The following is a 25,989-nucleotide window of genomic DNA, read 5'->3' as shown; positions in this document are numbered from 1 at the left end:
GGGAACCACCACCATGCCAGACCCGTCCCCGCTCCCGCCGCCGTTCAGCCCGCCCTATGCCCCCGACGACGGCGCCATCGCCGGCCGCCTGCGCCGGGACTCCAGGCTCGGTGCGGAGGCAGAGGCCCGCATCGACCGCACCGCGACCCGCCTGATCGAGGCGATCAGGGCGAACGACGATCCGCTCGGCGGGGTCGAGGACATGCTGCGGGAGTTCGCGCTGTCGACCAAGGAGGGGCTGGCACTGATGGTGCTGGCGGAGGCGCTGCTGCGGGTGCCTGACGCGCGCACCGCCGACCAGTTCATCGAGGACAAGCTCGGCCAGGGCGACTTCGTCAACCACGAGACCAAATCCAGCGCGTTCCTGGTCAATGCCTCGGCCTGGGCGCTCGGCATGTCGGCGCGCGTGATCCAGCCCGGCGAGACACCGCAGGGAACGATCGGCCGGCTGACCAAACGGCTCGGCGCACCGGCGGTGCGCGCCGCGACGCGGCAGGCGATGCGGCTGATGGGCAGCCATTTCGTGCTCGGCGAGACCATCGAGGCGGCGCTGGCGCGGGCACAATCGCACACCGCCCGCGGCTCGCGCTATTCCTTCGACATGCTCGGCGAAGGCGCGCGCACCGCCGACGACGCCCATCGCTATTTCGAATCCTACGCCCGCGCGATCGACGCGATCGGCAAGGCGGCCGGCGATCAGCCCCTGCCCGACCGGCCCGGCATCTCGGTGAAACTCTCTGCGCTGCATCCGCGCTTCGAGGCGGTCAGCCATATGCGAGTGATGAGCGAGTTGGTGCCGCAGCTGATCGATCTGGCGCGTCGCGCCAAAGCGTTCGACCTCAACTTCACCGTCGATGCGGAGGAAGCCGATCGGCTGGAGCTGTCGCTTGACGTCATCGCAGCGGCCTTCGCCGACCCGTCGCTCGCCGGATGGAGCGGCTTTGGCCTCGCCATCCAGGCCTATCAGAAGCGCGCCGCAGACGTGATCGACTATATCGATGCACTGACACGCGCGCTCGACCGCCGGATGATGGTGCGGCTGGTCAAGGGCGCCTATTGGGACACTGAGATCAAGCGCGCGCAGGAGCGCGGGCTCGACGGCTATCCGGTGTTCACCCGCAAGGCGATGACCGACCTGAACTACGTCGCCTGCGCGCGCAAGCTGCTGGCATTGCGGCCGCGGCTGTTTCCGCAATTCGCCACCCACAACGCGCTGACGGTCGCGACTATCCTCGAACTATCGGACGATCCCAACAGCTTCGAATTCCAGCGGCTGCACGGCATGGGCGAGGCGCTCTACGCGCAGCTCGGCGAAGACAGACCCGAGATCGCCCACCGCACCTATGCGCCGGTCGGCAGCCACCGCGACCTGCTTGCCTATCTGGTGCGGCGCTTGCTCGAGAACGGCGCCAACTCGTCTTTTGTGGCGCTGGCCGCGGACAATCGCGTGTCGATCGTCGACCTGCTGCGCCGCCCTGCCGACATCATCGGCGCTGACAACAAGGCCACGCATTCCGGAATTCCGTTGCCGGCCGATCTCTATCGGCCGCAGCGTTCGAATTCGCACGGCATCGAGTTCGGGGAACGAAAGGCGCTGGACGCGCTGACCTCGGCGATCGCAGCCGAGCGCAAGGCTGCGCCCAACCCAGTCGCGACGTCGACGACCGAGCAGGCGAATGCAGCGGTCGCCGCCGCGCGCGGTGGCTTCAAGGCCTGGAATGCCACGCCGGCCACACAACGTGCAGCGATCCTCGACAAGGCCGCCGACCTGCTCGAGCAGCGTCGCGCACATTTCCTCGCCCTGCTGCAAAGCGAAGGCGGCAAGACCTTCGACGATGCGCTCTCCGAAGTGCGCGAGGCGATCGACTTCTGCCGCTACTATGCCGCGCTCGGCCAAAAACTGTTCGGCAGTGGCGAGACGATGCCGGGGCCGACCGGCGAGAGCAACGTGCTGGAGCTGCACGGCCGCGGCGCGTTCGTCGCGATCTCGCCATGGAATTTCCCGCTCGCGATCTTCCTCGGCCAGGTGACGGCGGCGCTGATGGCCGGCAATGCGGTGATCGCAAAGCCGGCCGAGCAGACCCCGCGCATCGCGGCCGAGGCGATCGCCCTGCTGCATCAGGCCGGCGTGCCGACATCGGCGCTGCATCTGATCCAGGGCGACGGCGCGGTCGGCGCCGCGTTGGTGGCGCATCCTGCGATCGCCGGTGTCGTCTTCACCGGCTCGACGGAAGTGGCGCGGTCGATCAACCGCACGCTTGCCGCCAAGGATGGCCCGATCGTGCCGCTGATCGCCGAGACCGGCGGCATCAATGCGATGATCGTCGATGCCACCGCGCTGCCCGAGCAGGTCGCCGACGATGTCGTGACCTCGGCGTTCCGCTCCGCCGGCCAGCGCTGCTCGGCGCTCCGGCTGTTGTTCGTGCAGGACGATGTCGCCGATCGCATGATCGAGATGATCGCCGGCGCGGCGCGCCAATTGAAGATCGGCGATCCCTCCGAGCCGTCGACGCATATCGGTCCGGTGATCGATGCCGAGGCGAAGCAGCGGCTGGATGCCCATATCGCGCGGATGAAACAGCAAGGGCGGGTGCATCTCGCCGGCGAGGCGCCATCAGGCAATTTCGTCGCGCCGCATATTTTCGAACTGTCGGCGGCAAGCCAGCTCACCGAGGAGGTGTTCGGCCCGATCCTGCATGTCGTGCGCTACCGTGCGGAGCGGCTCGGCGACGTGCTGGCCGCGATCGAGGCGACCGGCTTCGGGCTGACGCTCGGGATCCATTCGCGCATCGACGACACCATCGAGCATGTGATCGACCGCCTCCAGGTTGGCAACATCTACGCCAACCGCAACATGATCGGCGCCGTGGTCGGCGTGCAGCCGTTCGGCGGCAGCGGCCTCTCCGGCACCGGCCCCAAGGCGGGCGGCCCGCATTACCTCACACGCTTCGCCACCGAGCAGACGATCACGATCAACACGGCGGCTGCGGGCGGCAACGCGGCACTGATGGCGGGGGTGGAGTAACAGGCACCGTCATTGCGAGCGAAGCGAAGCAATCCACACCTCCACTTGTTGAGGCATGGATTGCTTCGTCGCTACGCTCCTCGCAATGACGGCCAACAACCCGTTGCATCGTGCCCCCGAGATGGTTCAAATGGCACTCTGATCGGGATCATCGCACGCGATAATTCCAGCTACCGGAAAAACACCAACAAGCGCCACGGGAGCGACGGCACGATGGAAAAAGGCATTTTTGACGGGCTCAAGGTCCTGGACTGCGCGAGCTTCATCGCAGCGCCCGCGGCCGCCACCGTGCTGTCCGACTTCGGCGCCGACGTCATCAAGATCGAGCCGCCCGGCGCCGGCGACCCCTACCGCAACCTGCCCAATCTGCCCGGCTATCCCGCGAGCGAGCACAATTTCGCGTGGATGCTGGAGGCGCGCAACAAGAAGAGCCTGGCGCTCGATCTCACCAAGCCCGAGGCCCGCGAGGTGCTCTACAAGCTGGTCGCCGAGGCCGACGTGTTCATCACCAACATGCCGCCGCAGGTCCGCGAAAAACTCGGCATCACCCATGATCATCTCGCCCATCTCAACGACCGGCTGATCTACGCGTCGTTCACCGGCTATGGCGAGAAGGGCGAGGAGGCCAACAAGCCCGGCTTCGATTCCAACGCCTATTGGGCCCGCTCCGGCCTGATGGACCTGGTGCGTGCCGACGAGGACACCACGCCGGCCCGTTCGGTCGCCGGCATGGGTGACCATCCCTGCGCGATGGCATTCTACGGCGCGATCGTCACCGCGCTGTTCCAGCGCGAGAAGACCGGCAAGGGCTCGCACGTCTCGACCAATCTGATGGCCAACGGCGTCTGGGCCAATGGCGTGCTGGCGCAGGCCAAGCTTGCCGGCGCCAAGTTCAAGAAGCGCAAGCCGCGCGAAGAGGCGCTCAACGCCGTCACCAACCACTACAAGTGCAGAGACGGCCGCTGGCTGATCCTGTCGCTGCTCAATGAAGACCGGCAATGGCCGACCTTGGCGCGCTGCATGGGCCGCGAGGACCTCGTCGCCGACGCCCGCTTCGCCACCAAGGCGGACCGCCATGCGCGCTCGGTCGAGCTGATCAAGATTTTTGACGAGGTGTTCGCCAGCAAGGATCTCGCCGAATGGCGCAAGATCCTCGACGGCAACGGCCTGGTGTTCGGCGTCGTCGGCATCCTCGACGACATTCCGAACGACAAGCAGATGATCGAGAACGAGGTGCTGGTGCGTTTCGAGAACGACACCATGCTGACGGTCAACAGCCCGATCTTCATCGACGGCACCAAGAAAGTGCAGCCGCGCAAGCCGCCCGAGGTCGGCGAGCACTCCGACGAGATCCTGCGCCAGGCCGGCTACGACGAGGCCACGATCCGGAAGCTGCGCGCATCCGGCGCGGTGGCGTAGTCACGCTACACGGAGCCCGGATGGAGCCAACGGGTCGCGCGAATGCGCGCCCGATGACAGGCTCCGCGCAATCCGGGGCGGCTGCGTCCGCGAATGCCTCCGTTCCCGGATTTCGCTTCGCTCCATTCGGGCTACAAAGGAAGCTCAACGCGTCATCCAGGCCCAGACGATGGCCACCACGATGATGCCGATGATGACCGCGAGCCCGATCGCCCAGCTAGAGACGCGGACGGCACTCACCGCCTGACGTTCGGCCTCGTTGGCCGCGATCTCGCGGTTACGCTGCTTGTTGTCCTCGGAAGCACTCATCGGGCCGTCTCCGGTCAAGAGCTGTCAGATCCTGGGCAAGCTCGACTGTAGCATCAATTAATGACGCGGAGACGCTTCGGTTCCGGCCGATCAGCGCCCCTTCACGAAGCACATGCCCATGCGGGAGGTCTTCCCGGCAACCTGGCAGGCGAGCCCCTCGGCGCAGGTCCAGCCGCGGAAACTGCGGTCGGTCGCGGCCGGCCTCGTGCCGGGCAGATAGCAATGCGCGCCCCAGCCGTCGCTGTATTCGGTGCCGGCAAGCTCGATGCTGCCGCGCGCCTGCGGCCGGTTGGAGAAGCCGCGCGAGAAATCCGGCGCCTTGCCGTCGCGGAAGCTTGTCAGGATGTCGCGGCGGCGCGGCTGGTCGCCGAAGAAATGCGGCGAGGCCGGCACGACAGTGGAGTTCGACGGCCTTGCCGCCATCCAGTCGACACCGGGGAAATGGAAGCCGCCGATGCCACGGGTCTGGTGGCAGCCGGCGCAGGTGACGTCGTTGAGCCGCCGCTCGAAGCCGGCCAGCGACTGGATGTTCTGCAGCTTGGTCCCGTCAGCGGCGGCCTTCTTCAAGGCTCCGACGATATCGTCATCCGAGAACACCGCAGTGCCGGCCGTCCCCTCGCCCTGCACCATACCGAATTCGGGCTCCAGCTCGCTGACATCAAAGCCGGCCGGCGTCGGCGCGACCGCTGCGGTCGCGAGGAAGCGATCGGGGATCAGCAAGGTGCCGCGATCGAGCGCGGCGAAATGCTCGGGATCGAGCAGCCACGCCTTGAAGTCGCGCTTCAGCGCCTCGTCGGCGAGGATGCGATCGCGATCGATCTGGTTCTCCAGCGGTGCTTCGGCAAAGCGTTTCGCCGCGCCATCATAGTCGAACACCTTCAGCAGATAGTCGGTACGGAAATCGCGCACCGCGGATTTCGGCGCGTGGGCGATCTGCAGATTGGTCTCGATCCGATCGATATTGCGGGCATCGATCAGTTCGAGCGGTCCGTCCTGGCCGAACAATTTCTCCAGCGCAAGCTGAGTGCCGCCGGTCGACAGCCAGCGCCGCGCGATCTCGCGACAGGATAGTGATGCGTCGTTGCCGTCGCCCTTCGCCTTCAACACCAGGTTCAGCGTCATCGGCAGCCGCTGCGACACCGCGTTCTCGCCGATCAGCGCCACGTCGGTGCGGATCAATCGATAGATCAGCCGAATCTCGCCGCAGTCGTTCGGCGCCACATAGGCGCGGTCCATGCGGTTGACGATGCCGGCGAGCACGAAGCGAACATCAGGGGATTCGAACAGCGCGCGATCGAACAGCTGAAACGCAAAACCGTCGCCGACGCCGATGCTCTCGTTCGGCAGGCTAGCCTTGTGCTTCGCGACATAGCGATCGAATTCACGGTCGAGCGCCTCGCGCACCGGCACCAATGCAGACAAGGCGAAGAGCTCTCGATTGGACAGCGGCGCATCGGAGGAACGCTCCGGCGCCAGCATCCGGCCGAGACTGAATTTGCTGTGATCGAGTTCGTGCAGGATCGCGGGATCGATCACCGCCGTGCCGCGCTCGAGCGCGCGATTCTCGGCGGCACGTGCCGGCACGGCACCGCCAAGCAGGACGGACATCAGCAGGAGGCTTTTCAGTACGCGGCCCATGCCCCCACTAACACCGCGCGGCAAACGCTATTCAAGAAAAAAGGCGCTTCACATCGCGGTGAAGCGCCTTGCTGTTGTCAGGTTTCGTGGATCAGCGCGAGACGATCAGGCCCTTGCTGGTGACGACGACCCAGCGGCCGTCCTGCTTGCGGATGGCGTCGACGCGGCCGAGGCCGGGGACGGGATCGCCGGCATAGACCTCGTAGATGCCGCCGCGGCCCTCGATCAGCGCGCCGCCATTGCCGACGTCGCGCAGCGCCCAGCCGTCGATCACCGGCAGGCGGCCGATTTCGGGCTTGGGGGCAACCGGTGCAGCCGCCGTGGTTGCCGGCGGGACCGAACCCGTGACCTCGCGGGCGGGCGTCACAGCGGCGACAGTCGTCTGCGGGGCGCGCAGCTTCTCGACGGTCTCGCTGAGCTTGTTGAGCTTGGCGATCGGCTCGGCCTGGGCCTTCTCGACCTTCTCGATCCGGTCGGTCGCCTTGCTGAACTGGGCCTGGCCGGCCTTGGCGGTCTGCTCGACGCTGGCCTTCAGGGCTGCGATCTCGGAGTCGATCCGGGCGATCGCGGCATCGGCCGCTTCCTTGGCGGCAGCGTCGTTGGCAGCCACGTCCCTGACGGAAGCAGCCGCGGGGGCGGCGAGATGGCCAAGGCCTGCGGTCGCAATCGCGCCGCCGATGGCGCCAGCCACGGTCGCCAGCGCGATCACCGCGGCCATCGCCCCGAGCCGGCGCGTGCCGGCCGGTTTGGCGGTCTGCTCGGCACCGGGCTTGGATGCGGTCGCCTCGTGGTCCCAGGTCCGCTCACCGGGCGCCATGATCATCAGCTTGCCCGGGAAACGCGGCTCTTCGCGCTTGCCGGTCTCGACCTCAGGCACGTCCATCTTGGTCGGGTCGATCTTGCCGTCGATCTTGGCATCGATCCTGGCCCCGATCGCGGGATCAAGGCGGGACGGCTCGACCTTCGGGGCATCAACCTTCGGCGCGTCGATCCTGGGCGCATCGGCCTTTGGCGAGGTCTCTTCCTGCTCGGGCGCGAGCCGCGGAGCCTCGACACCGGCCGCGGCCATCGCGGGCTCGCCTTTCGCCGCCATTTCGGCGCCGGTTTGACCGCTGACCGGCTCGCTCTGCTGCTCACTCACGTTCAAAGTCTCCAGACTGGGTTGAGAATTCGGTAACTTTTATTGCTTGCGAAATGGTTACCCCGCTCCGCCATTACCTAAATTTTAGGGAGTTTTCCGGGCCGGATTTGGGCGATGCGGCGCTGCGGCAATCTGCGTCAGCTCCGTTTGCGCGCGGCGCTTTCCCGATTAACATACCGCCATCTTCCAGCCAGAAGGCAGGGGAGCACCATGACGATCGAGAAATGCATCAATGAATTTGGTGTCGATGACGTCATCTTCGAGGAAGGCTCGACCGGCCGCGAGCTGTTTGTCGTGCTCGACGGCAAGGTCGACATCGCCAAGATCGATGGCGGAAACAAGACGGTCATCGTCAGCCTCGGCAAGGGCGAGTTCTTCGGCGAGATGGCCGTGATCGACGGCTCGGCGCGCTCGGCAACCGCGATCGCCTCGGCGCCGGCGACGCGGGTGATGCGGATCAACCACGCCCGCTTCGTCTATCTGGTCAGCCAGCAGCCGGCCTTCGCGCTGATGGTGATGGATGCGCTCTCGAAGCGCCTGCGCGCCTCCAACGCCGTCACTTACCGAACCGCAGGCGCACCATGAGCGTCCGCAAGCCAAGCCCGTTCAAGACGCTGTTCGATGCCGACGTCGCGACGCTGATCCAGGCGGCGGACGACGTCTACCAGATCCGTTTCAAGAACCGCGCCGCCAACGCGTATCTGGTGCGCGGCAGCAAGCGCACCATCATGATCGACGTCGGGCTGTCGACCAATTATCCGTCGCTGGTCGCCTGCCTCGATCATCTCGGGGTGACACCTGAGATGATCGACATGGTGGTGCTGAGCCACGAGCATCTCGATCACATCGGCGCGGCCTATCATTTCCACGGCTCGGCCTATATCGCCGCGCACCGGCTCGCCGCCAACAAGATCATGCTGCGCGACGACTTCTCGATGCTGCGCAAGATGTTCAACGAGCCGAACGTGCCGATCGACATCGACATCTGGCTCGAGGAAGGCAATCTGATCGACCTCGGTAATTTCCGCCTCAACGTGATGTATACGCCGGGCCATACCTCGGCCTGCATCTCGCTGTTCGACCAGGACAAGGGCCTGCTGTTCGCCGCCGACACGCTGATGCCGGGCGGCGTGATGGGCGGCGTGTTCGGCTCCGGCTCGATTGCCGACTACATCCAGTCGCTGGAGCGGATCAAGGGACTCAATTCGAAGATCCTGCTGTCCGGCCATGGCCGGCTTTCCGACACGCCGCAGGACGATGTGCGGATCGCGCTGCAACGCTCGCATGGCCTGCTCGAGGACACCGCGCAATTGTTCGATGCGCTTGACGCGCGCTCGAATTTCGAGCCGATCATGCAGTCGGTGCGCGACCTCAACAAGCTCGACGATTGAGCTTCGCTCGCCTTCACATTTGACAAATCCGTGCGCGGCCTGTTCAACAGCGGCAAAACAACGCTTAAAACAACAGGGAGCGAGGACCATGAAACTATACGACTCGATCGGCCCCAATCCGCGCATCGTGCGCATGTTCATGGCCGAGAAGGGCATCGAGATCCCCAAACAGACCGTCGACCTGCGCAAGGGCGAAAACCGCGAGGCGGACCATCTGAAGCGCAATCCGCACGGCCAGATGCCGGCGCTCGAACTCGACTGCGGCAACTACCTCTCGGAAATCACCGCGATCTGCGAATATCTCGAGGAAAAGCACCCCTCGCCCGCGATGATCGGCAGCACGCCGGAAGAGCGCGCGGAATGCCGGATGTGGACCCGCCGCGTCGACCTCAACATCGCCGAGCCGCTCGCCAATGGCTACCGCTTCGGCGAGGCGCTTAAATTCTTCGAGAAGCGCATTCCGGTCGCGCCGGAGGCCTCGCCGGGCTTGAAGATGATCGCCGCCAACCGCATCAAATGGCTCAACGACCAGATGGCCGACGGCCGCGACTACATCTGCGGCCAGCGCTTCACGCTTGCCGACATGCTGCTCTATTGCTGGATCGATTTCGGCAACCAGGTCGGCCAGCCGCTGGACCCCTCGAACGCCGACATCGTCGCCTGGTTCAACCGTGTCGCCGCGCGGCCATCGGTGAAGGCGTAGGTCAAGTTTCACCGTCCTGGGGGCAGGGCTATCGCCTGCCTCCGCGGGGGCGCCCTGCCAAAACGTGCAAAACAACCCCATGCAAAGGAGCCGGCGGCGGTGCCGGCATTCGACGCGGCCGCTTGACACGTCGGGCAAATCAGTAGTACAATTCTATTATTCGGAAATTGCGTCGCCCCTCGAGGGCAGGTGGCCTGACGCTAAATCACCACGGGCGTGTCCGGCAGCTCGTTCGGGCCACCGTCGGCACGCGGGAAATATTTCGCCAGCTCGCGCGACACCGCGGCGATGCCGTTGATCACGCCCTGCTCGAACCGGCCGGCCCGGAAATCCGTTTCCATCGCACGGCAGATCGCCTCCCAGCCGGCGTGGCCGACTTTGGCGTCAATGCCGCGGTCGGCGACGATCTCGACGTCGCGGTCGGCGAGCAGGAGATAGATCAGAACACCATTGTTGTGATGGGTGTCCCAGATCCGCAGATGCGAGAACACGTCGAGCGCCCGCTCCCGCGCCGGCTGGTTGCGGAACAGCGGCACGCCGTCGAGCGCGCCCTCGACGACGAAGCGGATCTGGCCCGAATGCGTCGCCTCGCCGGCCTTGATCGCTTGCTCGATGGCGTCGAGCACGCGCGGCGGAAATTCACGCCGCACCCGCCAGCGGTGTTCGAGCAGATGCTTGCCGATGCGCTTGATGCTCATGTGCCTACCAGCTCCCCGAGGCGCCGCCGCCGCCGAAGCTGCCGCCTCCGCCGCTGAAGCCGCCGCCGTTGCTCGAGCCGCTGCTCCAGCCCCCGCCGCCGGACCAGCCCCCGGAATAACCGCCGCCGCGCCGGTATGGCCCGGAGCCGGCCGCCGGACCGCCGAAGTTCAAGCCGCCGAAGATCAACGCCGCAACACCAGCGAACAACCCGACCACCAGCGCGGTGGCAAACGAGCCCGCCACCATCCAGGTGAAGACGCCGACGATGCCGCCGGTCGCGACCGAGCCCAGCAGCCGTCCCAGCAGGCCGCGCAGGAAGCCCGCCACGATGATGACACCAAAGATCACGACCGGATTGGCAAAGTCGACGACATTGGGCGCCTGCCAATGCTCGGGCTCCGGCGCCGGCAATTGCTCGCCATTGATCAGCCGGATCATCCGGTCGACGCCGGCCGAAATGCCGCCGGCGAAATCGCCGGCCTTGAATTTTGGCGTGATGTCCTCGTCGATGATGCGGTGGGTGACGACATCGCTCAGCACGCCTTCGAGGCCGTAGCCGACCTCGATGCGCAGATGCCGGTCGTTCTTGGCGACCACCAGCAGCGCGCCGTCGTCGACTTTCTTACGCCCGATCTTCCAGGCCTCGGCGACGCGGATCGAGAATTGCTCGATGGTCTCCTCGCCCGTGGTCGGCACGATCAGGACGGCGATCTGGCTGCCCTTGCGGGTCTGAAGATCCTGCAGCCGGTCGGAGAGCGATGCGACGTCGCCAGCCGACAGCGTCCCGGTCTGATCGACGACGCGGCCGGTGAGCGGAGGCACTGCGACCTCGGCCCACGCCGGGCACATGAAGCCCAGCAGGAAGGCGAGCAGGATGACGCGTGCGGCGGTCATCGCGACAGGCGCAGCCGACGTTACTTCGACGGCGCGGGGGACGGCGACGGCGCCGGATTGAAATCGACCTTCGGCGCGGTCGAGATCTCCTTCTCATTGTCGACCGTGAAGTTGGGCTTCTCCTTGTAGCCGAACACCATCGCCGTCAGATTGTTCGGGAAGGTGCGGATGCCGACGTTATAGTCCTGCACCGACTTGATGTAGCGGTTGCGCGCCACCGTGATGCGGTTCTCGGTGCCCTCGAGCTGGGCCATCAGATCACGGAACAGCGCATCGGATTTCAGCTGCGGATAATTTTCGGTGACGACCAGGAGCCGCGACAGCGCGCCGGTCAATTCGCCCTGCGCCTGCGTGAACTTCTGGAACGCGGCGGGATCGTTGAGCACCTCGGGCGTTGCCTGGATGCTGCCGACCTTGGCGCGCGCGTTGGTGACGCCGAGCAGCACGTCCTTCTCCTGCTGCGCAAAACCCTTCACCGAGTTGACCAGGTTCGGCACCAGATCGGCGCGCCGCTGGTACTGGTTCACCACCTCCGACCAGTTCGACTTGACCTGCTCGTCATTGGTCTGGATCGCGTTGTAGCCGCAGTTGGTCAGGCTCAAGGTCGCCAGCGCTGCCAGCACGGTCCAAAGCTTGCGCATAAAGATGGTCCTCCCGGTGGATTCTCTCGTCAGGTTAACAGATTTCGGCGCGATAATCCCGCGCGGCGGATTTCGCGCTCGCTTTTGCAGGCGATAGCCCTTGCCACTCCCTCCCCGCGCCGTTCATCATGGCGAAAAAATCGATCCTGGGAGGGATCCATGGCGTCTGAACAATTCGAGACGATTGTTGTCGAGCGGCCCGAGCCCGCGATCGCGCGGATCGTGATGAACCGCCCGGAGGCTCGCAACGCCCAGAACCTGCAAATGACCTACGACCTCAACGCCGCCTTCGACCAGGCGGTGCAGGACGACGCGGTCAAGGTCATCATCCTCGCCGGCAACGGCCCGCATTTCTCGGCCGGTCACGATCTCAGGCCAGGGGCCAAGAACCAGGCCGGCGTCGATTTCCCGCCAGTCGGAAATTGGGGCGGGTTTGCCGAACCCAATGCCCATGGCCGCTTCGCGCGCGAGCAAGAGATCTACCTGCAGATCACACGGCGCTGGCGCAATCTGGCAAAACCGACGATCGCCGAGGTGCACGGCAAGTGCATCGCCGGCGGGTTGATGCTGGCCTGGGCCTGCGACCTGATCGTCGCGAGCAGTGATGCCGAGTTCTGCGATCCCGTGGTGACGATGGGGGTCTGCGGCGTCGAGTGGTTCGTGCATCCCTGGGAGCTCGGCGCGCGCAAGGCCAAGGAAATGCTGTTCACTGCCGACGTCTGGAGCGCCGACGAGGCGCATCGCCTCGGCATGGTCAACCACGTGGTGCCGCGCGGCGATCTCACCTCCTTCACGCTGGCGCTGGCGCGGCGGATCGCCGCCAAGCCCGCCTTTGCGCTGAAGCTCAGCAAGGAGGCGGTGAACCGCTCGATCGACATCATGGGGCAGCCGGCTGCGATCGATCAGGCTTTCGCGCTGCACCAGCTCTGCCACGCCCACAATCTGCAGGAATTCGGCATGGTGGTGGACCCCGCGGGCCTGCATCCCTCCGTCAAGAAAACCGCCAACGTGTAGAAAGCCAGATGGACCTCACCCTCAGCGACGAGCAGCGCCTGCTGCGCGAAAGTGCCGACCGCTTCGTGGCGGAGACGTTCACATCGGAGCATCGCAAGAAAGCGGCGAACGATCCGCTGGGCTATTCGCCGGCGATCTGGAAACAATTCGCCGAGCTCGGCTGGCTGGCGCTACCGATTGCCGAAGCCCATGGCGGGCTCGGCGGCGGCGCAATCGAGATCGGGCTGTTGATGGAGGCATTCGGCCGTGGCCTCGTGTCGGAACCATTCCTCTCCACCGTCGTGATCGGCGCTGCGCTGGTCGCCGAATGCGGCACCGAGGCACAGCGGCACGCAATCCTGCCCAAGGTGGCGGAGGGTGCGCTGACGCTCGCCTTCGCGCATTCGGAGCGCGCCGCGCGCTTCGACCTCGCGCATGTCGACGCGACCGCCACCAAAACTGCCGATGGCTGGCGGCTGAACGGCAGCAAGATCGCGGTGCTCGACGGCGCCGCCGCCAACCAGATCATCGTCTCCGCCCGCATCGCCAACGCCAATGGTGCATCCGGCAGGGTGGCGCTGTTCCTGGTGCCGGCTGGAACGGCGGGCCTTGCCTTGCGCGATTACGCGCGGCTCGGCGGCGGGCGCGGCTGCAATCTCGATCTCAGGGATGTGCAAGTGCCCGCCGACGCTTTGCTCGGCGACGGCCGCGATGCCCTGCCGGCGATCGAGACCGTGGTCGACCGCGCGATGGCTGCGCTCGGCGCCGAGGCGGTCGGCATCATGCAGACGCTGCTCGACACCACGCTCGCATACACCAAGATTCGGAAACAGTTCGGCCGGCCCCTGTCGGCCAATCAGGTGATCCGCCATCGCCTCGCCGATGTCGCGATGCAGGTCGACGAGGCGCGCTCGATGGCGCTGCGCGCCGCGCTGATGGCGAATGCCGAGCCTGTGGCCCGCGGCCGCGCGGCGTCCGGCGCCAAGGCAAAAATCGGCAAATGCGCGCGCTTTGTCGCCGAGCAGGCGGTGCAGCTACATGGCGCCATGGGCGTCACCGAGGAGCTCGACATCGGTGCCTATTTCAAGCGGCTGCTCGCCTTCGACACGCTGTTCGGCGGCAGCGCCCATCATTATCGCCGCCACGCCGCGTTGAGCGGCCGCGTCCACGCCTGACGGAGAGCGCAGATGGATCTCACCTTCAATGCCGAGGAACGAGCCTTCGAACAGGAAGTCCGCGACTTCATCGCCGAGAATTTGACGCCGGAGATGAAGCGCGCCACCGCGCTGACGCCGTCGGTGTTCTCCGATCCCGATATCGGCATGGCCTGGCAGCGCGCGCTGCACCGGAAGGGTTGGGGTGCGCCGGGCTGGCCGGTCGAGCATGGCGGGCCGGACTGGACACCGGCGCAGCGCTGGATCTTCGAGGCCGAATGCGCCCGCGCCGGCGTGCCCAATGTCAACGTGATGGGCGTGAAGATGGTCGGCCCGGTCATCATCGGCTTCGGCTCGCCCGAGCAGCAGAACTTTTACCTGCCGCGAATCCTCTCGGGTGAAGACTATTGGTGCCAGGGTTATTCCGAGCCGGGTTCGGGCTCCGATCTGTCGTCACTGAAGACCCGCGCGGTGCGCGACGGCGACGACTACGTCATCAACGGCACCAAGATCTGGACCACGCATGCGCATCACGCCAACCGGATGTTCGCGCTGGTGCGCACCAGCGACGGCGAGCGGCAGCAGGACGGCATCAGCTTTATTCTCATCGATATGAAGACGCCAGGCATCACCACGAGGCCAATCCTGACCATCGGCGGCGACCATGAGGTCAACCAGGTGTTCTTCGACGACGTCCGCGTGCCCATCGCCAACCGCGTCGGCGAGGAAGGCAAGGGGTGGACCTACGGCAAGTACCTGCTTGAATTTGAGCGCGGCTCCGGCATCGCATCGGCAAAACTGCGCGAGGCGCTGAAGACGATCTCCGATCTCGCGGAGTCCGATATCACCGGCCACGCCATCGACGACCCGGACATTGCGATCCGGATGTCGGAAGCCGAGGTCGACATCGATGCGCTGGAGATGACCGAGCTCAGGGTGCTGTCGGCGTTGCAGACCGGGCAGAATCCCGGCGCAGTGTCGTCGCTGATCAAGCTCCGGGTCAGCGAGATCCGCCAGGCGGTGACGCGGCTCGGTGTCGACGTGATCGGCCAGGATGGGCTGGCCGTGGAGCCGGCGCGGCCGTTCTACCGGTTGAACCACGAGCCGGCGATCCCGGAGGAGCTATTGCCGGTGGTGCCGGAATATCTCAACGGGCGGGCGTATACGATCTTCGGCGGATCGTCGGAGATCCAGCGGGATATCATCGCGAAGATGGTGCTGGGGTTGTAACGCCCTCTCCCCGTCATTCCGGGGCGCGCGCAACGCGAGCCCGGAATCCATCAGGCCGCATGTTCTGAGGCCCAATGGATTCCGGGCCCATCGCTTCGCGATGCCCCGGAATGACGGTGGAGAGAGCGCGGCCTCACGCAGCCCCCGCCTTCGCGTCGCGGATCGCCCGCCAGATCTTCACCGGCGTCAGCGGCGTGTTGAGCTGGGTGATGCCGAGCTCGCTCAGCGCGTCCATCACGCCGTTGGTGATGCAGGGTGGACCGCCGATCGCACCGGACTCGCCGCAGCCCTTGGCGCCGAGCGGATTGGTCTTGCAGGGCGCGGAGGGATCGAGCGTCACCGTGATCGGCGGAATGTCCGAGGCGCGCGGGATGCAATAATCCTGATAGCTCGCGGTCAAGAGCTGGCCTTCCTCGCTGTAGGCCACCCCTTCGTACAGCGCCTGGCCGATGCCCTGGACGACGCCGCCATGCACCTGCCCGGTCACCAGCATCGGATTGACCGCGACGCCGACGTCGTCGACCGTGGTGTAGCGCACCACGCGGGTGACGCCGGTCTCGGGATCGATCTCGACCTCGCAGATATGGGTGCCGTTCGGCCAGCTCGGCCCGTCGACATTGCCCTCGCTTTCGACCGAGAGCTTTGCGCCTTTTTCCTTGGCCGCGATCTCGAACAGGCTGATGCGCTTGTCGGTGCCGACCACGGTGAGGAAGCCGTCGCGATACTCGATGTCCTCGACCGAGGCTTCCAGCAGATTGGAGGCCTTGTCGCGGGCTTTGTTGATCATGTCGTTGCTGGAGACCGCAACCGCGGTGCCGCCGACGAACAGCGAGCGCGAGCCGACGCTGCCGAAGCCGGTGGCGAGATCGGTGTCGCCCTGGATGACGTCGATCTTGTCCATCGCGACGCCGAGCGTATCCGATATCATCTGGGTGTAGGTGGTGGCGAGGCCCTGGCCCATCGCCATGGTGCCGGAATGCAGGATGACGCGGCCTTCGGCGGTCGCATGCAGCGAGACGTTCTCGGTGTGGGCGCGGCCGCCGGTCCATTCGATGTAGCTGGTGAGGCCGCGGCCGTAGAGCAGGCCCTTCTTCTTCGCCGCCTTCTTGCGCGCGGCAAAGCCGTTCCAGTCGGCGAGATCGGAGGCGCGCTCCAGCATGTGGGCGAAGGCGCCGGAGTCGTACACCTGCCCGACCGCGTTGGTGTAAGGCAGTTGCGCCGGCTTGATGTAGTTGACCTTGCGGATGCTGCGCGGGTCCATGCCGATCTGGCGCGCGGCGGCATCGAACAGCCGCTCGACGATGAACACCGCCTCGGGCCTGCCGGCGCCGCGATAGGCGCCGACCGGCGCGGTGTGGGTCATCACCGACTTCACCTCGAAATGCACCAGCGGCAGATCGTAGACGCCGGTCTGCACGAACGGGCCGAGCACCAGCGGGATGACGTTGGCGGTGCCCGACGAGTAGGCGCCGGTGCCGCCGATCGAGCGCACCCGATAGGCCAGCACGCGGCCCTTGGCGTCGAGCGCGAACTCGCCGGTCGAGGTCAGGTCGCGGCCGTGGGTGCCGCCGACGAACTCGTCGGTGCGGTCGCCGCGCCAGCGGATTTTCTCGTTCAGCTTGCTCGCGGCATAGGCGACGATGCCGTCTTCGGGATAGAGGCTGGTCTTCTGCCCGAAGCCGCCGCCGATGTCGCCGACCAGCACGCGCACGCTGTCCTTCGGCCGCTTCAGGATCGATTCTGCCAAGAGGTCGCGGGTCGAGCCCGGGGTCTGCGACTGCACATGGAGAATGAGCCGCCCGGTCTTCTTCTCGATCTCGGCAATGGTCGAGCGCGGCTCCATCGCCGACGGCACCAGGCGCTGGCTGACGAGGTCGAGCGACACTTTATGCGCAGCATTGGCGAAAGCTTCTTCGACCTTGGCAGCATCGCCATAGCTCATCGCGGCGACGATGTTGTCGGGCGCCTCCGGCCAGACCACGGGTGCACCGGGCTTGACCGCCTCGACCGGATCGACCACCGAGGGCAGCACCTCGTAATCGATCTCGATCGCTTCGGCAGCAGTCTGTGCCAGCTCGCGCGAGGTCGCGACCACGGCCGCGACACCCTCGCCGGCGTAGCGCACCACCTCATGCGCCAGCAGGCGCCGCGGCGGCACCGTCATCGGCGAGCCGTCGGGCCGCTTGAAGATCGCAAGCGTCGGCAGCGTGCCGATATCGTCCTTGACGAGGTCGGCGCCGGTATAGACCGCCTTGACGCCGGGCATCTCCAGCGCCGCCCTGGTGTCGATCGACCTGATGTTGGCGTGGGCATGCGGCGAGCGCAGCACGTGCAGCCAGAGCGCACCGTCCTGCGGCTTGTCGTCGATGAAATGCCCCTTCCCGGTGACCAGCCGCTGGTCTTCCAGACGCTTGACCGGCTGGCCCGCACCAAAACGCATATTGCCGGGAAGAATGTTCATCAGAAGAGTCCTTGAGTTCAGAAATTTCGGCGGGTTTTAGCGGATTTTGGATTTTAGACAACTGACCGTCATTCCCCGATGCGCAATTGCGCATCTGAGGGCGCGACGTAGTCGCGAGCCCGGAATCCATTTCGCCACGGAGTATGCGCATAGATGGATTCCGGGCTCGAGGCTTCGCCTCGCCCCGGAATGACCAGGTGGTGAAAACGCCTGCAACCCACAAGCCAGGTTCAGGCCAGATCGCGCAACGCGGCCTCGACCACCTTGCGCTGCTCGGCCGTCAGCGGCGCCTGCGGCGGCACGGGGTCGCCGACATCATAGCCCTGGCTCGCAAGCCCGGCCTTGATGCAGGCGGCGAGATTGAAGCGGGCGAACGCCTCGTTGATGCGCCAGAGCTTGCGCTGCAGCACCATCGCCTCGTCCCAGCGGGCACGGCGGCAGAGATCGTAGAGCTCGACGCTCTGCCGTGGAATGATGCAGGCGGGCCCCGCCATCCAGCCATGGCCGCCGATCAGCATCACTGCGGCTGGAATATGGGCTGATGCCGAAAACACTTTCAGGCTGTCGCCGCAGCGGTTCATGATCGACAGCAGCCGCCCGGTGTTGGTCGAGGCGTCCTTGATGTAGCCGATGCGCGGATGCTCAGCGAGCCGCGCGATGACGTCGAGCGTCAGGTCGGAGCGCTGGAAATTCGGGTTGGTGTAGATCACGACCGGAATATCGACGGCGTCGGCGATGGCGCGGAAATAGGATTCCACCTGGGCGTCACTGAGCGGAAAATACGCCTCCAGGATCGCGAGAATGCCGGCAGCCCCGCGCTTCTGATAGGCCTTGGCCTGGGCCACCGCGTCGGCCGTCGAGGTCGAGGCGACGCCGGCCACCACGGGCACACGGCCCTGGGCGGCCTCGATCGTGGTCGCCACCATCTGCATGCGCTGCGCATTGTTGAGATAGGCGAACTCGCCGGTCGAGCCGAGCGGCGTCAGCCCATGCACACCGGCCTTGACCAGATCGTCACAGAGCCGGCCCAGCACCTCGGTGCGGACATGGCCGGCGGGATCGACCGGGGACACCAGATACGGGAAGACGCCGTGGAAATCAGCCATTTGCGAGCCTCGTCGACGGCGAGACATAGTCGGGATCGTGCGCAAATGGAAGCGGTTCGCCGCGGCGGAGCGCCCCGAGCACCGCGGCAAAGTCGGTTACCGCGCGGAAACCGAGCAGCCGTTCGGCCTTGCCGGCATCGTAGACCCGGCCGATCGATGTCGGCAGGTGCCAGCCGCGCCGCGCGAACAGCGCCGGCGCGTCGGGGAAATGACGCGCGATGAGGCCTGCCGCATCCGCCTTCAGCTCAGTGACGTCGCTGCGCGCAAACGGTGTCGGCGCGCTGATCACAAAGACTTCGAAGCCTCGGATCCTCTCCAGCGCCACGACATGGGCCTCGGCGGCGTCCTCCACGGTCAGGCGGCGATACAGCAGCTCGGTCGCCTTCAGGTTCTCGCCGTGAATGTCAACGATCGTGTCGTCGTCCTCGGGGAAGAAGCGGCTGGTGCGCAGCACCGCGCAATTCAGGCCATGCTCGCGGCTGTAGAGCCGGCACAGGCCTTCGGCGGCGAGTTTTGTCACGCCGTAGATGTTGCGCGGCTCCAGCGGCCCCGTCGTCTCGTCGAGCCAGACCGCCGCATGGCCTTCCTCGTCGCGGATCGCCTGCGAGATCATCAATGACGTGGTCGAGGTGAAGACGAACTGCTTGTGGCCGGCGCCAACAGCCGCCTGCAGCAGATTGAGCGTGCCTGAGATATTGACGTCGACAAAAGCCTGCGGCGCGAACCGCGCGATATCGGGCTTGTGCAATGCGCCGCCATGGATCACGGCCTCGATGCCGCGATCGCCGAACACACGATCGATCGCCGACTGGTCGGCCACCGAGCCGACCACATCGGTCGCCTCGCCCGGGACAACGTCGAGGCCGGTCACGTCATGGCCGGTCTGGCGCAGCCGTGGCGCGAGGAACCGGCCGAGCCAGCCGGAGGAGCCGGTCAACAAGACACGCATGAATTCCGCCCCGCCCCGCGCCTTCAGAACACCTTGGCGATCGCGGCCTGCGCGTCGCCCTGGATTTTTTTCAGATGATCCGGTCCGCGGAAGCTCTCGGCGTAGATCTTGTAGACGTCTTCCGTGCCGGAGGGACGCGCGGCAAACCAGCCCGCCTCGCTCTCGACCTTGATGCCGCCGAACGGCTGATCGTTGCCCGGTGCCTTGGTCCGGACCGCGCGCACCGGGTCGCCGGCGAGCTGGGTCATGTTGAGCTGCTCGGGCCCGAGTGCTTTCAAAGCGTTCTTCTGCTTCGGCGTCGCCGCGACGTCGATGCGCTCGTAAGAGGGCACGCCGAGCTCGGCGGTCAACCCGTTGAACAGTTCACTCGGATCGCGGCCGGTCCTGGCGATGATTTCCGCTGCCAGCAGGCCGAGGATGATGCCGTCCTTGTCCGTGGTCCAGGCCGAGCCGTCGCGCTTGAGGAACGACGCGCCGGCGCTTTCCTCGCCGGCAAAGCCGAATCCGCCGCTGCCGAGCCCGTCGACGAACCATTTGAAGCCGACCGGCGTCTCGACCAGTCTGCGGTTAAGCTTCTTGGCCACGCGATCGATGATCGAGCTCGACACGATGGTCTTGCCGATCGCGGCATCCCCGCTCCATTGCGGCCGGTGCTCGAACAGATAAGCGATCGCGGTGGCGAGGAAATGGTTCGGGTTCATCAAGCCGTTCGAACGCGTCACGATGCCGTGGCGATCGGCATCGGTGTCGTTGGCAAAGGCGACGTCGAAGCGGTCGCGCATCCCGATCAGGCTCGCCATCGCATAGGGCGAGGAGCAGTCCATCCGGATCTTGCCGTCCCAATCCGCAGTCATGAAGCGGAAGGTCGGATCGACTGCAGAGTTGACGACGGACGCGTTGATGCCGTAGCGCGCGATGATCGGCTGCCAGTAATGCACCGCGGCGCCGCCGAGCGGATCGATCCCGATCCTGACGCCGGCGGATTTGATCAGCGCGAGATCGACGGTGTTGCCGAGATCGGCGACGTAGGGCGTGACGTAGTCGTGCAGATGCGTGGTCGCGGCCTTGCGCGCGCGGTCATACGGCATCCGCGCGACGCCCTTGAGGCCGGCCTCTATATAGCGGTTGGCGTTCTTCTCGACCAAGGCGGTGACGTCGGTGTCGGCCGGGCCGCCATGCGGCGGATTGTATTTGTAGCCGCCGTCCTCCGGCGGGTTGTGTGACGGCGTGATGACGACGCCATCGGCAAGGCCGGTGCTGCGGCCCTTGTTGTAGCTCAGGATCGCGTGCGAGATCACAGGCGTCGGGGTGTAGCCGCCCTGCGCGTCGATCATGATCTCGACGCCGTTGGCCGCGAACACCTCGACTGCGCTCGCCAGCGCCGGCTCGGCCAGCGCATGGGTATCGATGCCGATGAACAGCGGGCCGGTGAGGCCCTTCTCGCGCCGGTAATCGCAGATCGCCTGCGTGGTGGCGAGGATGTGGTCCTCGTTGAAGGAATTCTTCAGCGACGAGCCGCGATGGCCCGAGGTGCCGAACGCAACTCGCTGGGCGGGATCGCCGGGGTCGGGCTTGCCGGCGAAATAGGCCGTGACCAGCCGCGGCACATTGGCGAGCTGGGACGGATCGATCGGTTTTCCGGCGGCGGGATTTGGTGCAGTCACGTGACCTCTCAGATCTGGTATCGCCGACCATCAGCACAACGGGTGATGATGCGGCGTGCTACCATGGCGGCTTACGTTCAATCAAGCCGAGGGCTTTTCGTTCCGTGCGGCCGGTGGCAATCCGCTATTCGACGTCGATCTGCTGCACCCTCTCGCGCAGTTCGTCGACCAGCACGCGCTTGTTCTCGGTATAGTCGATCGGCACCACGACGAGATGCACGCCGCCACCGGAGAACGCCCGCTCGAGCGTCGGAACGATCGCCTCCGTGCTCTCGATCCGCGAGCCTTTGGCGCCATAGCTTTCGGCATATTTGACGAAATCCGGATTGCCGAAGGTCAGGCCGAAATCCGGGAAATTGTCGACCGCCTGCTTCCAGCGGATCATGCCGTAGGCGGAGTCTTCCAAAATCAGGATCACCAGATTGAGCTTGAGCCGGACCGCGGTCTCCATCTCCTGCGAGTTCATCATGAAGCCGCCGTCGCCGCACACCGCAAGCACGCGGCTCTTCGGATACAGCATCGCCGCCATCATTGCCGACGGCAGGCCGGCGCCCATGGTGGCGAGCGCATTGTCGAGCAGCAGCGAGTTCGCCAGCAGCGTGCGGTAGTTGCGCGCGAACCAGATCTTGTACATGCCGTTGTCGAGCGCGACGATGCCGTCCTCGGGAATGACCTGCCGCACATCGTGGACGATGCGCTGCGGCGTCGGCGGCCAGCGGCCTTCGGTGGCGCGATCGGTAACCTTGGCCAAAATGCCCGCGCGCAGGCTGAGCAGCGCGCTGGCATGCGGCAGCTTGCCCTCGACCCGGTCAGCGAGCAGTTCGAGGCTCGGCCCGACATCGCCGATCACCTCGACTTGCGGGAAATAGACCTGCTCGACATTGGCCGGCGTGTAGCTGACATGGATCACCTGCGGCCCCTTCGGGCCCATGATGAAGGGCGGCTTCTCGATCGTGTCGTGGCCGATCGCGATGATCAGATCGGCGCGGTCGATCGCCTCGTGCACATAGTCGCGCTCGCTCAGCGCGGCGGTCCCCATGTACTGATTGGTGCCGCCGGACACCGTGCCCTTGCCCATCTGCGTGGTGAAGAACGGAATTTTCGTGCGCCGCACGAAATCGCCGATCCCGGCGGTCGAGCGCGGGCGCGACGCCGCAGCACCCAGCATGATCAGCGGACGCTGCGCCTTCAGGATCATGTCGGCGGCGCGGTCGAGGGCCGCGGCATGCGCGATCGGAATCTCGATCGGATGCGGATGCACCAGCTCGACCGGTGCGGTCTCCTCGCCCGCGATGTCTTCCGGCAGTTCGAGCAGCACCGGGCCCGGCCGTTCCTGGGTTGCGATCCGGAACGCGTCGCGGACCAGCGTCGGGATGGTCGCGCCGCTGACGATCTGCAACGACAGCTTGGTCAGCGGCCGGAACGTGTTGACGATGTCGACGATCTGGAACTTGGCCTGCCGGCTGCTCAGGATGCCCTTCTGGCCCGTCAGCATCACCATCGGCATCGCGCCGAGCAGCGCATAAGCGGCACCGGTGGTCAGATTGAGCGCGCCCGGGCCGAGCGTCGTGATGCAAACGCCGGGCTTGCCGGTCAGGCGGCCATAGGTCGCCGCCATGAAGGCCGCGGCCTGCTCGTGGCGGGTCACGATCAGCTTGATCGAGGATTTGCGCAGGCTCTCGACGACGTCGAGATTCTCCTCGCCGGGAACGCCGAACACCCGTTCCACGCCCTCATTCTCGAGGGCCGCGACCAGCAAATCGGAACCTTTGACCATATCAGCCTCGCCTCGTTGATTGCATGCCGCGCGCCGAGCATAGCCGCATCGCGCGCCGCCGGAAACTCCTTCGCGAGCTCACGGCTTGTGCGCCCTGATCCAGGCGTCGGCGGCGGGCAGCACGCGAGCGGAGAGGTCGGCCGAGATCGCGATGGCCTGCAAGGCGCGCGCCACCATCACCCGCCCGCCGCTGGTGGACTGCGACGGAGCGAACGCGGCGAGCTCCGCGGCGTGGGCCTGATCGGTAAAATTGGTCATGAAATTGGGAACGAACTGGTCGCGGAAGTTCGGTCCCTGCCTTGCCAGCAACGCATCGAAATTGGTCCGGACGAAGTCCCAGGCGAGCTGCGGCTGCTCGCCGGCGCCCGCCACCGCGTTGATCATCCCGGTGACGATCGTGTCGGGCAGTTCGCCGGTCAGCGTCAGGGCCAGCGTCGCGCGGGCCAGCTCGGCATCACGGGCTCTCGCCGCGGCGAAATAGTAGCGCAGCCGCTCATTGGTCGCCGCGCTCTTGCGCGCGAGCGCCAGCAGCCGATCATAGGTTTTCCGATCGGCGGTGATGCCGACGACGTGGGTGACGGCATCGCGCAGCGTGGTCGGCAGCGAATCGGGATCGTCGAGGAACGTCGCAAAGCGCCGCTTCGCCTCGGCCACAATATCCGCGTCACCGAGATCGCCAAGCGTCGAAATCAGGCTTGCACGCAACAGTGCGGTGTCGTCGTCAGCGGGACCGCGCCCGTCCCATCCGATCCGATCGAACACCGGGCGCAGCTTGGCGCGGGCATAGGCCTCGATGTCCGGCCGTTCGCTACGGTCGCGCGACAGACGGTTGAGCGTGGCGAATGTCGAGATCACCTGGTCCCACACCGCGCGATGGTCACCGACATCGAGCGCGTCGAGCAGCGCGAGATAGGACGGCGCCTCGGCGCGGCCGGCCTGCACCAGCGCCCAGCTGTCGGTGACGACATTGAGCCGGTCGACGACCTGCATCTGCGGGAATGCGTTGAGCAACGCCGCACGGTTCTTCGGGCCGTATTCAACCCTGAAATAGCCGACGTCGCCGAGGTTGACCTTGATCGCATCGCCACAGGCACCGGCCGGAATCTCGGCGCTGCCCTTCAGCAATATCTCGTCGAACGGCTTGCCGTGGGCCGGGCCAACCGCAACCGGAATCTGCCAGCTGTGTGCCGGCAGCGGCGGATCGTTGGCCGGGGCGATCACGAAACGATCCTGCTGCAAGATCAGGCGCTGGGCCGCGCCATCACAGGCCGTCTCGGCCAGGATCAGCGGCACGCCATTCTGCTCGGTGAAGGAGCCGGCGATGCCGGTGATCGGCTTGCCGCCGGCGCTTTCCAGCGCCTGCCAGAGATCGGCCGTGGTGGAATTGCTGTAGGCATGCGCGGCCATGTATTTGCGGATTCCGTCGCGGAACGGCCGTTCGCCGAGATAGGTCTCGAGCATCCGGATCAGCGCCTGTCCCTTGTTGTAGGTGATGGCGTCGAACGCCGTCACCGCCTCGCTGTGATCGGCGATCGGCTGCTGCACCGGATGCGAGGTGCGGCGCGCGTCGAGCGCCATGGCGAACTGCTTGGCGCCGTAACCGTTCAGCCAGTTCTGCCATTGCGGATAGAACTGCTCCGAGGCCTTGGTCGCCATCCAGCTGGCAAAGCCCTCGTTGAGCCAGAGATTGTCCCACCATGCCATGGTGACGAGATCGCCGAACCACATATGCGCCATCTCGTGCGCGATGATGGCGAAGATGCCGCGCCGCGCGGTCTCCGCATTGGTCGCGGGATCGAACAGCAGCCGGCTCTCGAAGAACGTGATACCGCCCCAGTTCTCCATCGCCCCGCCGAACCCGCCGGGAACCGCGATCAGGTCGAGCTTCGGCAGCGGATATGTCACGCCGAAATAGTCGTTGTAATAGCCGAGCAGCTTCACTGCGCTGTCGAGCGCAAAGCGGCCCTGCCCGCTCTTGCCCTCAGTCGTCACCACGCCGACCGTGACGCCGCCGGCATCCGCCGTGATCCGCTCAAGCTCGCCGACCGTGAGCACGAACAGATAGCTCGACATCTTCGGCGTCGGGGCGAACACGACCTTCTTGAGATCGCCACCGATCGGCTGCTCGCTCGTGACCGGCATGTTGCCGACCGCGAGCAGATTGCGCGGGATTACCACCGTCAGCGCGAAGCTCGCCTTGAACGACGGCTCGTCCCAGCACGGAAAGATCCGCCTCGCGTCGGCCGGCTCCAGCTTGCTGGAGATCAGCCGCTTGATTCCAGTCGGGGTCGGATAGTCCACCGAGAACAGGCCGGTACCGAATTTGTTGATCTGTGCCGTAAAGGCAACGCGCAGCCTGTGCAGCCCGACCGCAAGCGGCTTGGCGAAGGTCAGCGTCGCGGTCTGCGCAGCAGCGTCGGTCACGACCTCCGCGCGCTGTGCGCCGTCATCGATCGTGGTTTCAGTGAAGGTGGTGTTGATCGCGTTCAGCGTTAGCTGCGCGGTGGCCTCGCGCACCTCGATGTCGATGGTCTCCACACCAGGCAAAGCAAGGCTAGTGAAATCGGGCGTCAGCTCGATCGCGTAGCGCAGCGGGATGACCGTCTTCGGCAGCTTTCCCGGCGTGCTGTTAAATGAGAATGTCTGCTCGGCCTGCGCGGCAGCGGCCGTCACCAACAGCATCCCGATCGCTGTGGCAAGACGATGCAGCAGCGCGGGTCGGACATGAGTTGCAGGCTTGTTCATCGCGCGGCTCACGGGGATCGATGAGATTTTCGGAGGGCATTCCGGAAACA

20 protein-coding genes are annotated in these 25,989 nt (G+C 65.8%); 8 read left to right on the top strand and 12 right to left on the bottom strand.

The window, feature by feature from the left end; translation table 11 throughout:
- Positions 1 to 13 precede the first annotated feature (13 nt).
- Entirely contained in the window at positions 14 to 3,025 is a 3,012-nt protein-coding gene (gene putA, locus ACVMB0_RS15915; RefSeq protein ID WP_461346876.1) for a bifunctional proline dehydrogenase/L-glutamate gamma-semialdehyde dehydrogenase PutA, read from the top strand.
- A gap of 213 nt (positions 3,026 to 3,238) precedes the next feature.
- Positions 3,239 to 4,444, top strand: a complete 1,206-nt coding sequence (locus tag ACVMB0_RS15910; protein ID WP_461346875.1) for a CaiB/BaiF CoA transferase family protein — start codon at positions 3,239 to 3,241, stop codon at positions 4,442 to 4,444.
- Positions 4,445 to 4,588: 144 nt separating this feature from the next.
- Here ACVMB0_RS15910 and ACVMB0_RS15905 read toward each other — a convergent pair whose 3' ends face one another.
- The 3 genes from ACVMB0_RS15905 to ACVMB0_RS15895 form a co-directional block, all read right to left on the bottom strand.
- Positions 4,589 to 4,753 carry a hypothetical protein gene (locus ACVMB0_RS15905; RefSeq protein WP_167351890.1) on the bottom strand — a complete coding sequence of 55 codons (165 nt, stop codon included), beginning with the start codon at positions 4,751 to 4,753 and terminating at the stop codon, positions 4,589 to 4,591.
- Positions 4,754 to 4,843: 90 nt separating this feature from the next.
- Entirely contained in the window at positions 4,844 to 6,391 is a 1,548-nt protein-coding gene (locus ACVMB0_RS15900) for a hypothetical protein (protein WP_461346874.1), read from the bottom strand.
- Between the two features lie 91 nt (positions 6,392 to 6,482).
- Positions 6,483 to 7,538, bottom strand: coding sequence for a hypothetical protein (locus ACVMB0_RS15895; RefSeq protein ID WP_461346873.1), 1,056 nt, complete (start codon positions 7,536 to 7,538; stop codon positions 6,483 to 6,485).
- Between the two features lie 204 nt (positions 7,539 to 7,742).
- On the opposite strand from ACVMB0_RS15895, the gene ACVMB0_RS15890 reads away from it, so the two are divergent.
- The 3 genes from ACVMB0_RS15890 to ACVMB0_RS15880 all read left to right on the top strand — a co-directional run bounded on the left by ACVMB0_RS15890 (position 7,743) and on the right by ACVMB0_RS15880 (position 9,626).
- On the top strand, positions 7,743 to 8,117 hold the full coding sequence (locus tag ACVMB0_RS15890; protein WP_461346872.1) for a Crp/Fnr family transcriptional regulator: 375 nt from the start codon (positions 7,743 to 7,745) through the stop codon (positions 8,115 to 8,117).
- The gene (locus ACVMB0_RS15885) at positions 8,114 to 8,923 is read left to right on the top strand and encodes an MBL fold metallo-hydrolase (protein ID WP_461346871.1); all 810 of its coding nucleotides are present in this window, start codon (positions 8,114 to 8,116) and stop codon (positions 8,921 to 8,923) included. The genes ACVMB0_RS15890 and ACVMB0_RS15885 overlap by 4 nt, the downstream gene beginning before the upstream one ends.
- Positions 8,924 to 9,011: 88 nt before the next feature.
- Complete coding sequence (locus tag ACVMB0_RS15880) at positions 9,012 to 9,626, top strand: glutathione S-transferase family protein (RefSeq protein WP_461346870.1); 615 nt, start codon at positions 9,012 to 9,014, stop codon at positions 9,624 to 9,626.
- A 200-nt stretch (positions 9,627 to 9,826) separates the two neighbouring features.
- Here ACVMB0_RS15880 and ACVMB0_RS15875 read toward each other — a convergent pair whose 3' ends face one another.
- Genes ACVMB0_RS15875 through ACVMB0_RS15865 form a run of 3 tightly spaced genes read right to left on the bottom strand, consistent with a single transcriptional unit; the run spans position 9,827 to position 11,860 of the window.
- Positions 9,827 to 10,324, bottom strand: a complete 498-nt coding sequence (locus tag ACVMB0_RS15875) for a TPM domain-containing protein (RefSeq protein WP_461346869.1) — start codon at positions 10,322 to 10,324, stop codon at positions 9,827 to 9,829.
- A gap of 4 nt (positions 10,325 to 10,328) precedes the next feature.
- Positions 10,329 to 11,219 (bottom strand): TPM domain-containing protein, encoded by an 891-nt coding sequence (locus ACVMB0_RS15870; protein ID WP_461346868.1) that lies wholly within the window; start codon positions 11,217 to 11,219, stop codon positions 10,329 to 10,331.
- A 20-nt stretch (positions 11,220 to 11,239) separates the two neighbouring features.
- Positions 11,240 to 11,860, bottom strand: a complete 621-nt coding sequence (locus tag ACVMB0_RS15865; protein ID WP_461346867.1) for a LemA family protein — start codon at positions 11,858 to 11,860, stop codon at positions 11,240 to 11,242.
- Positions 11,861 to 12,019: 159 nt separating this feature from the next.
- On the opposite strand from ACVMB0_RS15865, the gene ACVMB0_RS15860 reads away from it, so the two are divergent.
- The 3 genes from ACVMB0_RS15860 to ACVMB0_RS15850 are packed head-to-tail and all read left to right on the top strand — an operon-like array spanning position 12,020 to position 15,237.
- A complete protein-coding gene (locus tag ACVMB0_RS15860; RefSeq protein ID WP_461346866.1) occupies positions 12,020 to 12,874 on the top strand; it encodes an enoyl-CoA hydratase in 855 nt (284 codons plus the stop codon).
- An 8-nt stretch (positions 12,875 to 12,882) separates the two neighbouring features.
- Positions 12,883 to 14,028, top strand: coding sequence for an acyl-CoA dehydrogenase family protein (locus tag ACVMB0_RS15855; protein ID WP_461346865.1), 1,146 nt, complete (start codon positions 12,883 to 12,885; stop codon positions 14,026 to 14,028).
- A 12-nt stretch (positions 14,029 to 14,040) separates the two neighbouring features.
- Entirely contained in the window at positions 14,041 to 15,237 is a 1,197-nt protein-coding gene (locus tag ACVMB0_RS15850) for an acyl-CoA dehydrogenase family protein (RefSeq protein ID WP_461346864.1), read from the top strand.
- Between the two features lie 133 nt (positions 15,238 to 15,370).
- On the opposite strand, the gene ACVMB0_RS15845 is transcribed toward ACVMB0_RS15850, so the two are convergent.
- From ACVMB0_RS15845 to ACVMB0_RS15820, 6 genes are all read right to left on the bottom strand, one after another.
- Positions 15,371 to 17,698: a xanthine dehydrogenase family protein molybdopterin-binding subunit gene (locus tag ACVMB0_RS15845; protein ID WP_461346863.1), complete on the bottom strand. Its 2,328-nt coding sequence runs from the start codon at positions 17,696 to 17,698 to the stop codon at positions 15,371 to 15,373.
- A gap of 230 nt (positions 17,699 to 17,928) precedes the next feature.
- Positions 17,929 to 18,804, bottom strand: a complete 876-nt coding sequence (locus tag ACVMB0_RS15840; protein ID WP_461346862.1) for a dihydrodipicolinate synthase family protein — start codon at positions 18,802 to 18,804, stop codon at positions 17,929 to 17,931.
- Positions 18,797 to 19,753 carry an NAD-dependent epimerase/dehydratase family protein gene (locus ACVMB0_RS15835; protein ID WP_461346861.1) on the bottom strand — a complete coding sequence of 319 codons (957 nt, stop codon included), beginning with the start codon at positions 19,751 to 19,753 and terminating at the stop codon, positions 18,797 to 18,799. The genes ACVMB0_RS15840 and ACVMB0_RS15835 overlap by 8 nt, the downstream gene beginning before the upstream one ends.
- Before the next feature lie 23 nt (positions 19,754 to 19,776).
- Positions 19,777 to 21,417 carry a phosphoglucomutase (alpha-D-glucose-1,6-bisphosphate-dependent) gene (pgm, locus tag ACVMB0_RS15830; RefSeq protein ID WP_461346860.1) on the bottom strand — a complete coding sequence of 547 codons (1,641 nt, stop codon included), beginning with the start codon at positions 21,415 to 21,417 and terminating at the stop codon, positions 19,777 to 19,779.
- Between the two features lie 124 nt (positions 21,418 to 21,541).
- Positions 21,542 to 23,194, bottom strand: coding sequence for an acetolactate synthase large subunit (locus ACVMB0_RS15825; protein ID WP_461346859.1), 1,653 nt, complete (start codon positions 23,192 to 23,194; stop codon positions 21,542 to 21,544).
- Positions 23,195 to 23,272: 78 nt separating this feature from the next.
- Positions 23,273 to 25,939: a M1 family metallopeptidase gene (locus ACVMB0_RS15820; protein WP_461346858.1), complete on the bottom strand. Its 2,667-nt coding sequence runs from the start codon at positions 25,937 to 25,939 to the stop codon at positions 23,273 to 23,275.
- Positions 25,940 to 25,989 lie beyond the last annotated feature (50 nt).

The organism is Bradyrhizobium sp. USDA 4451 (assembly GCF_054822585.1).
This window is presented reverse-complemented; position numbering and strand designations above follow the sequence as displayed.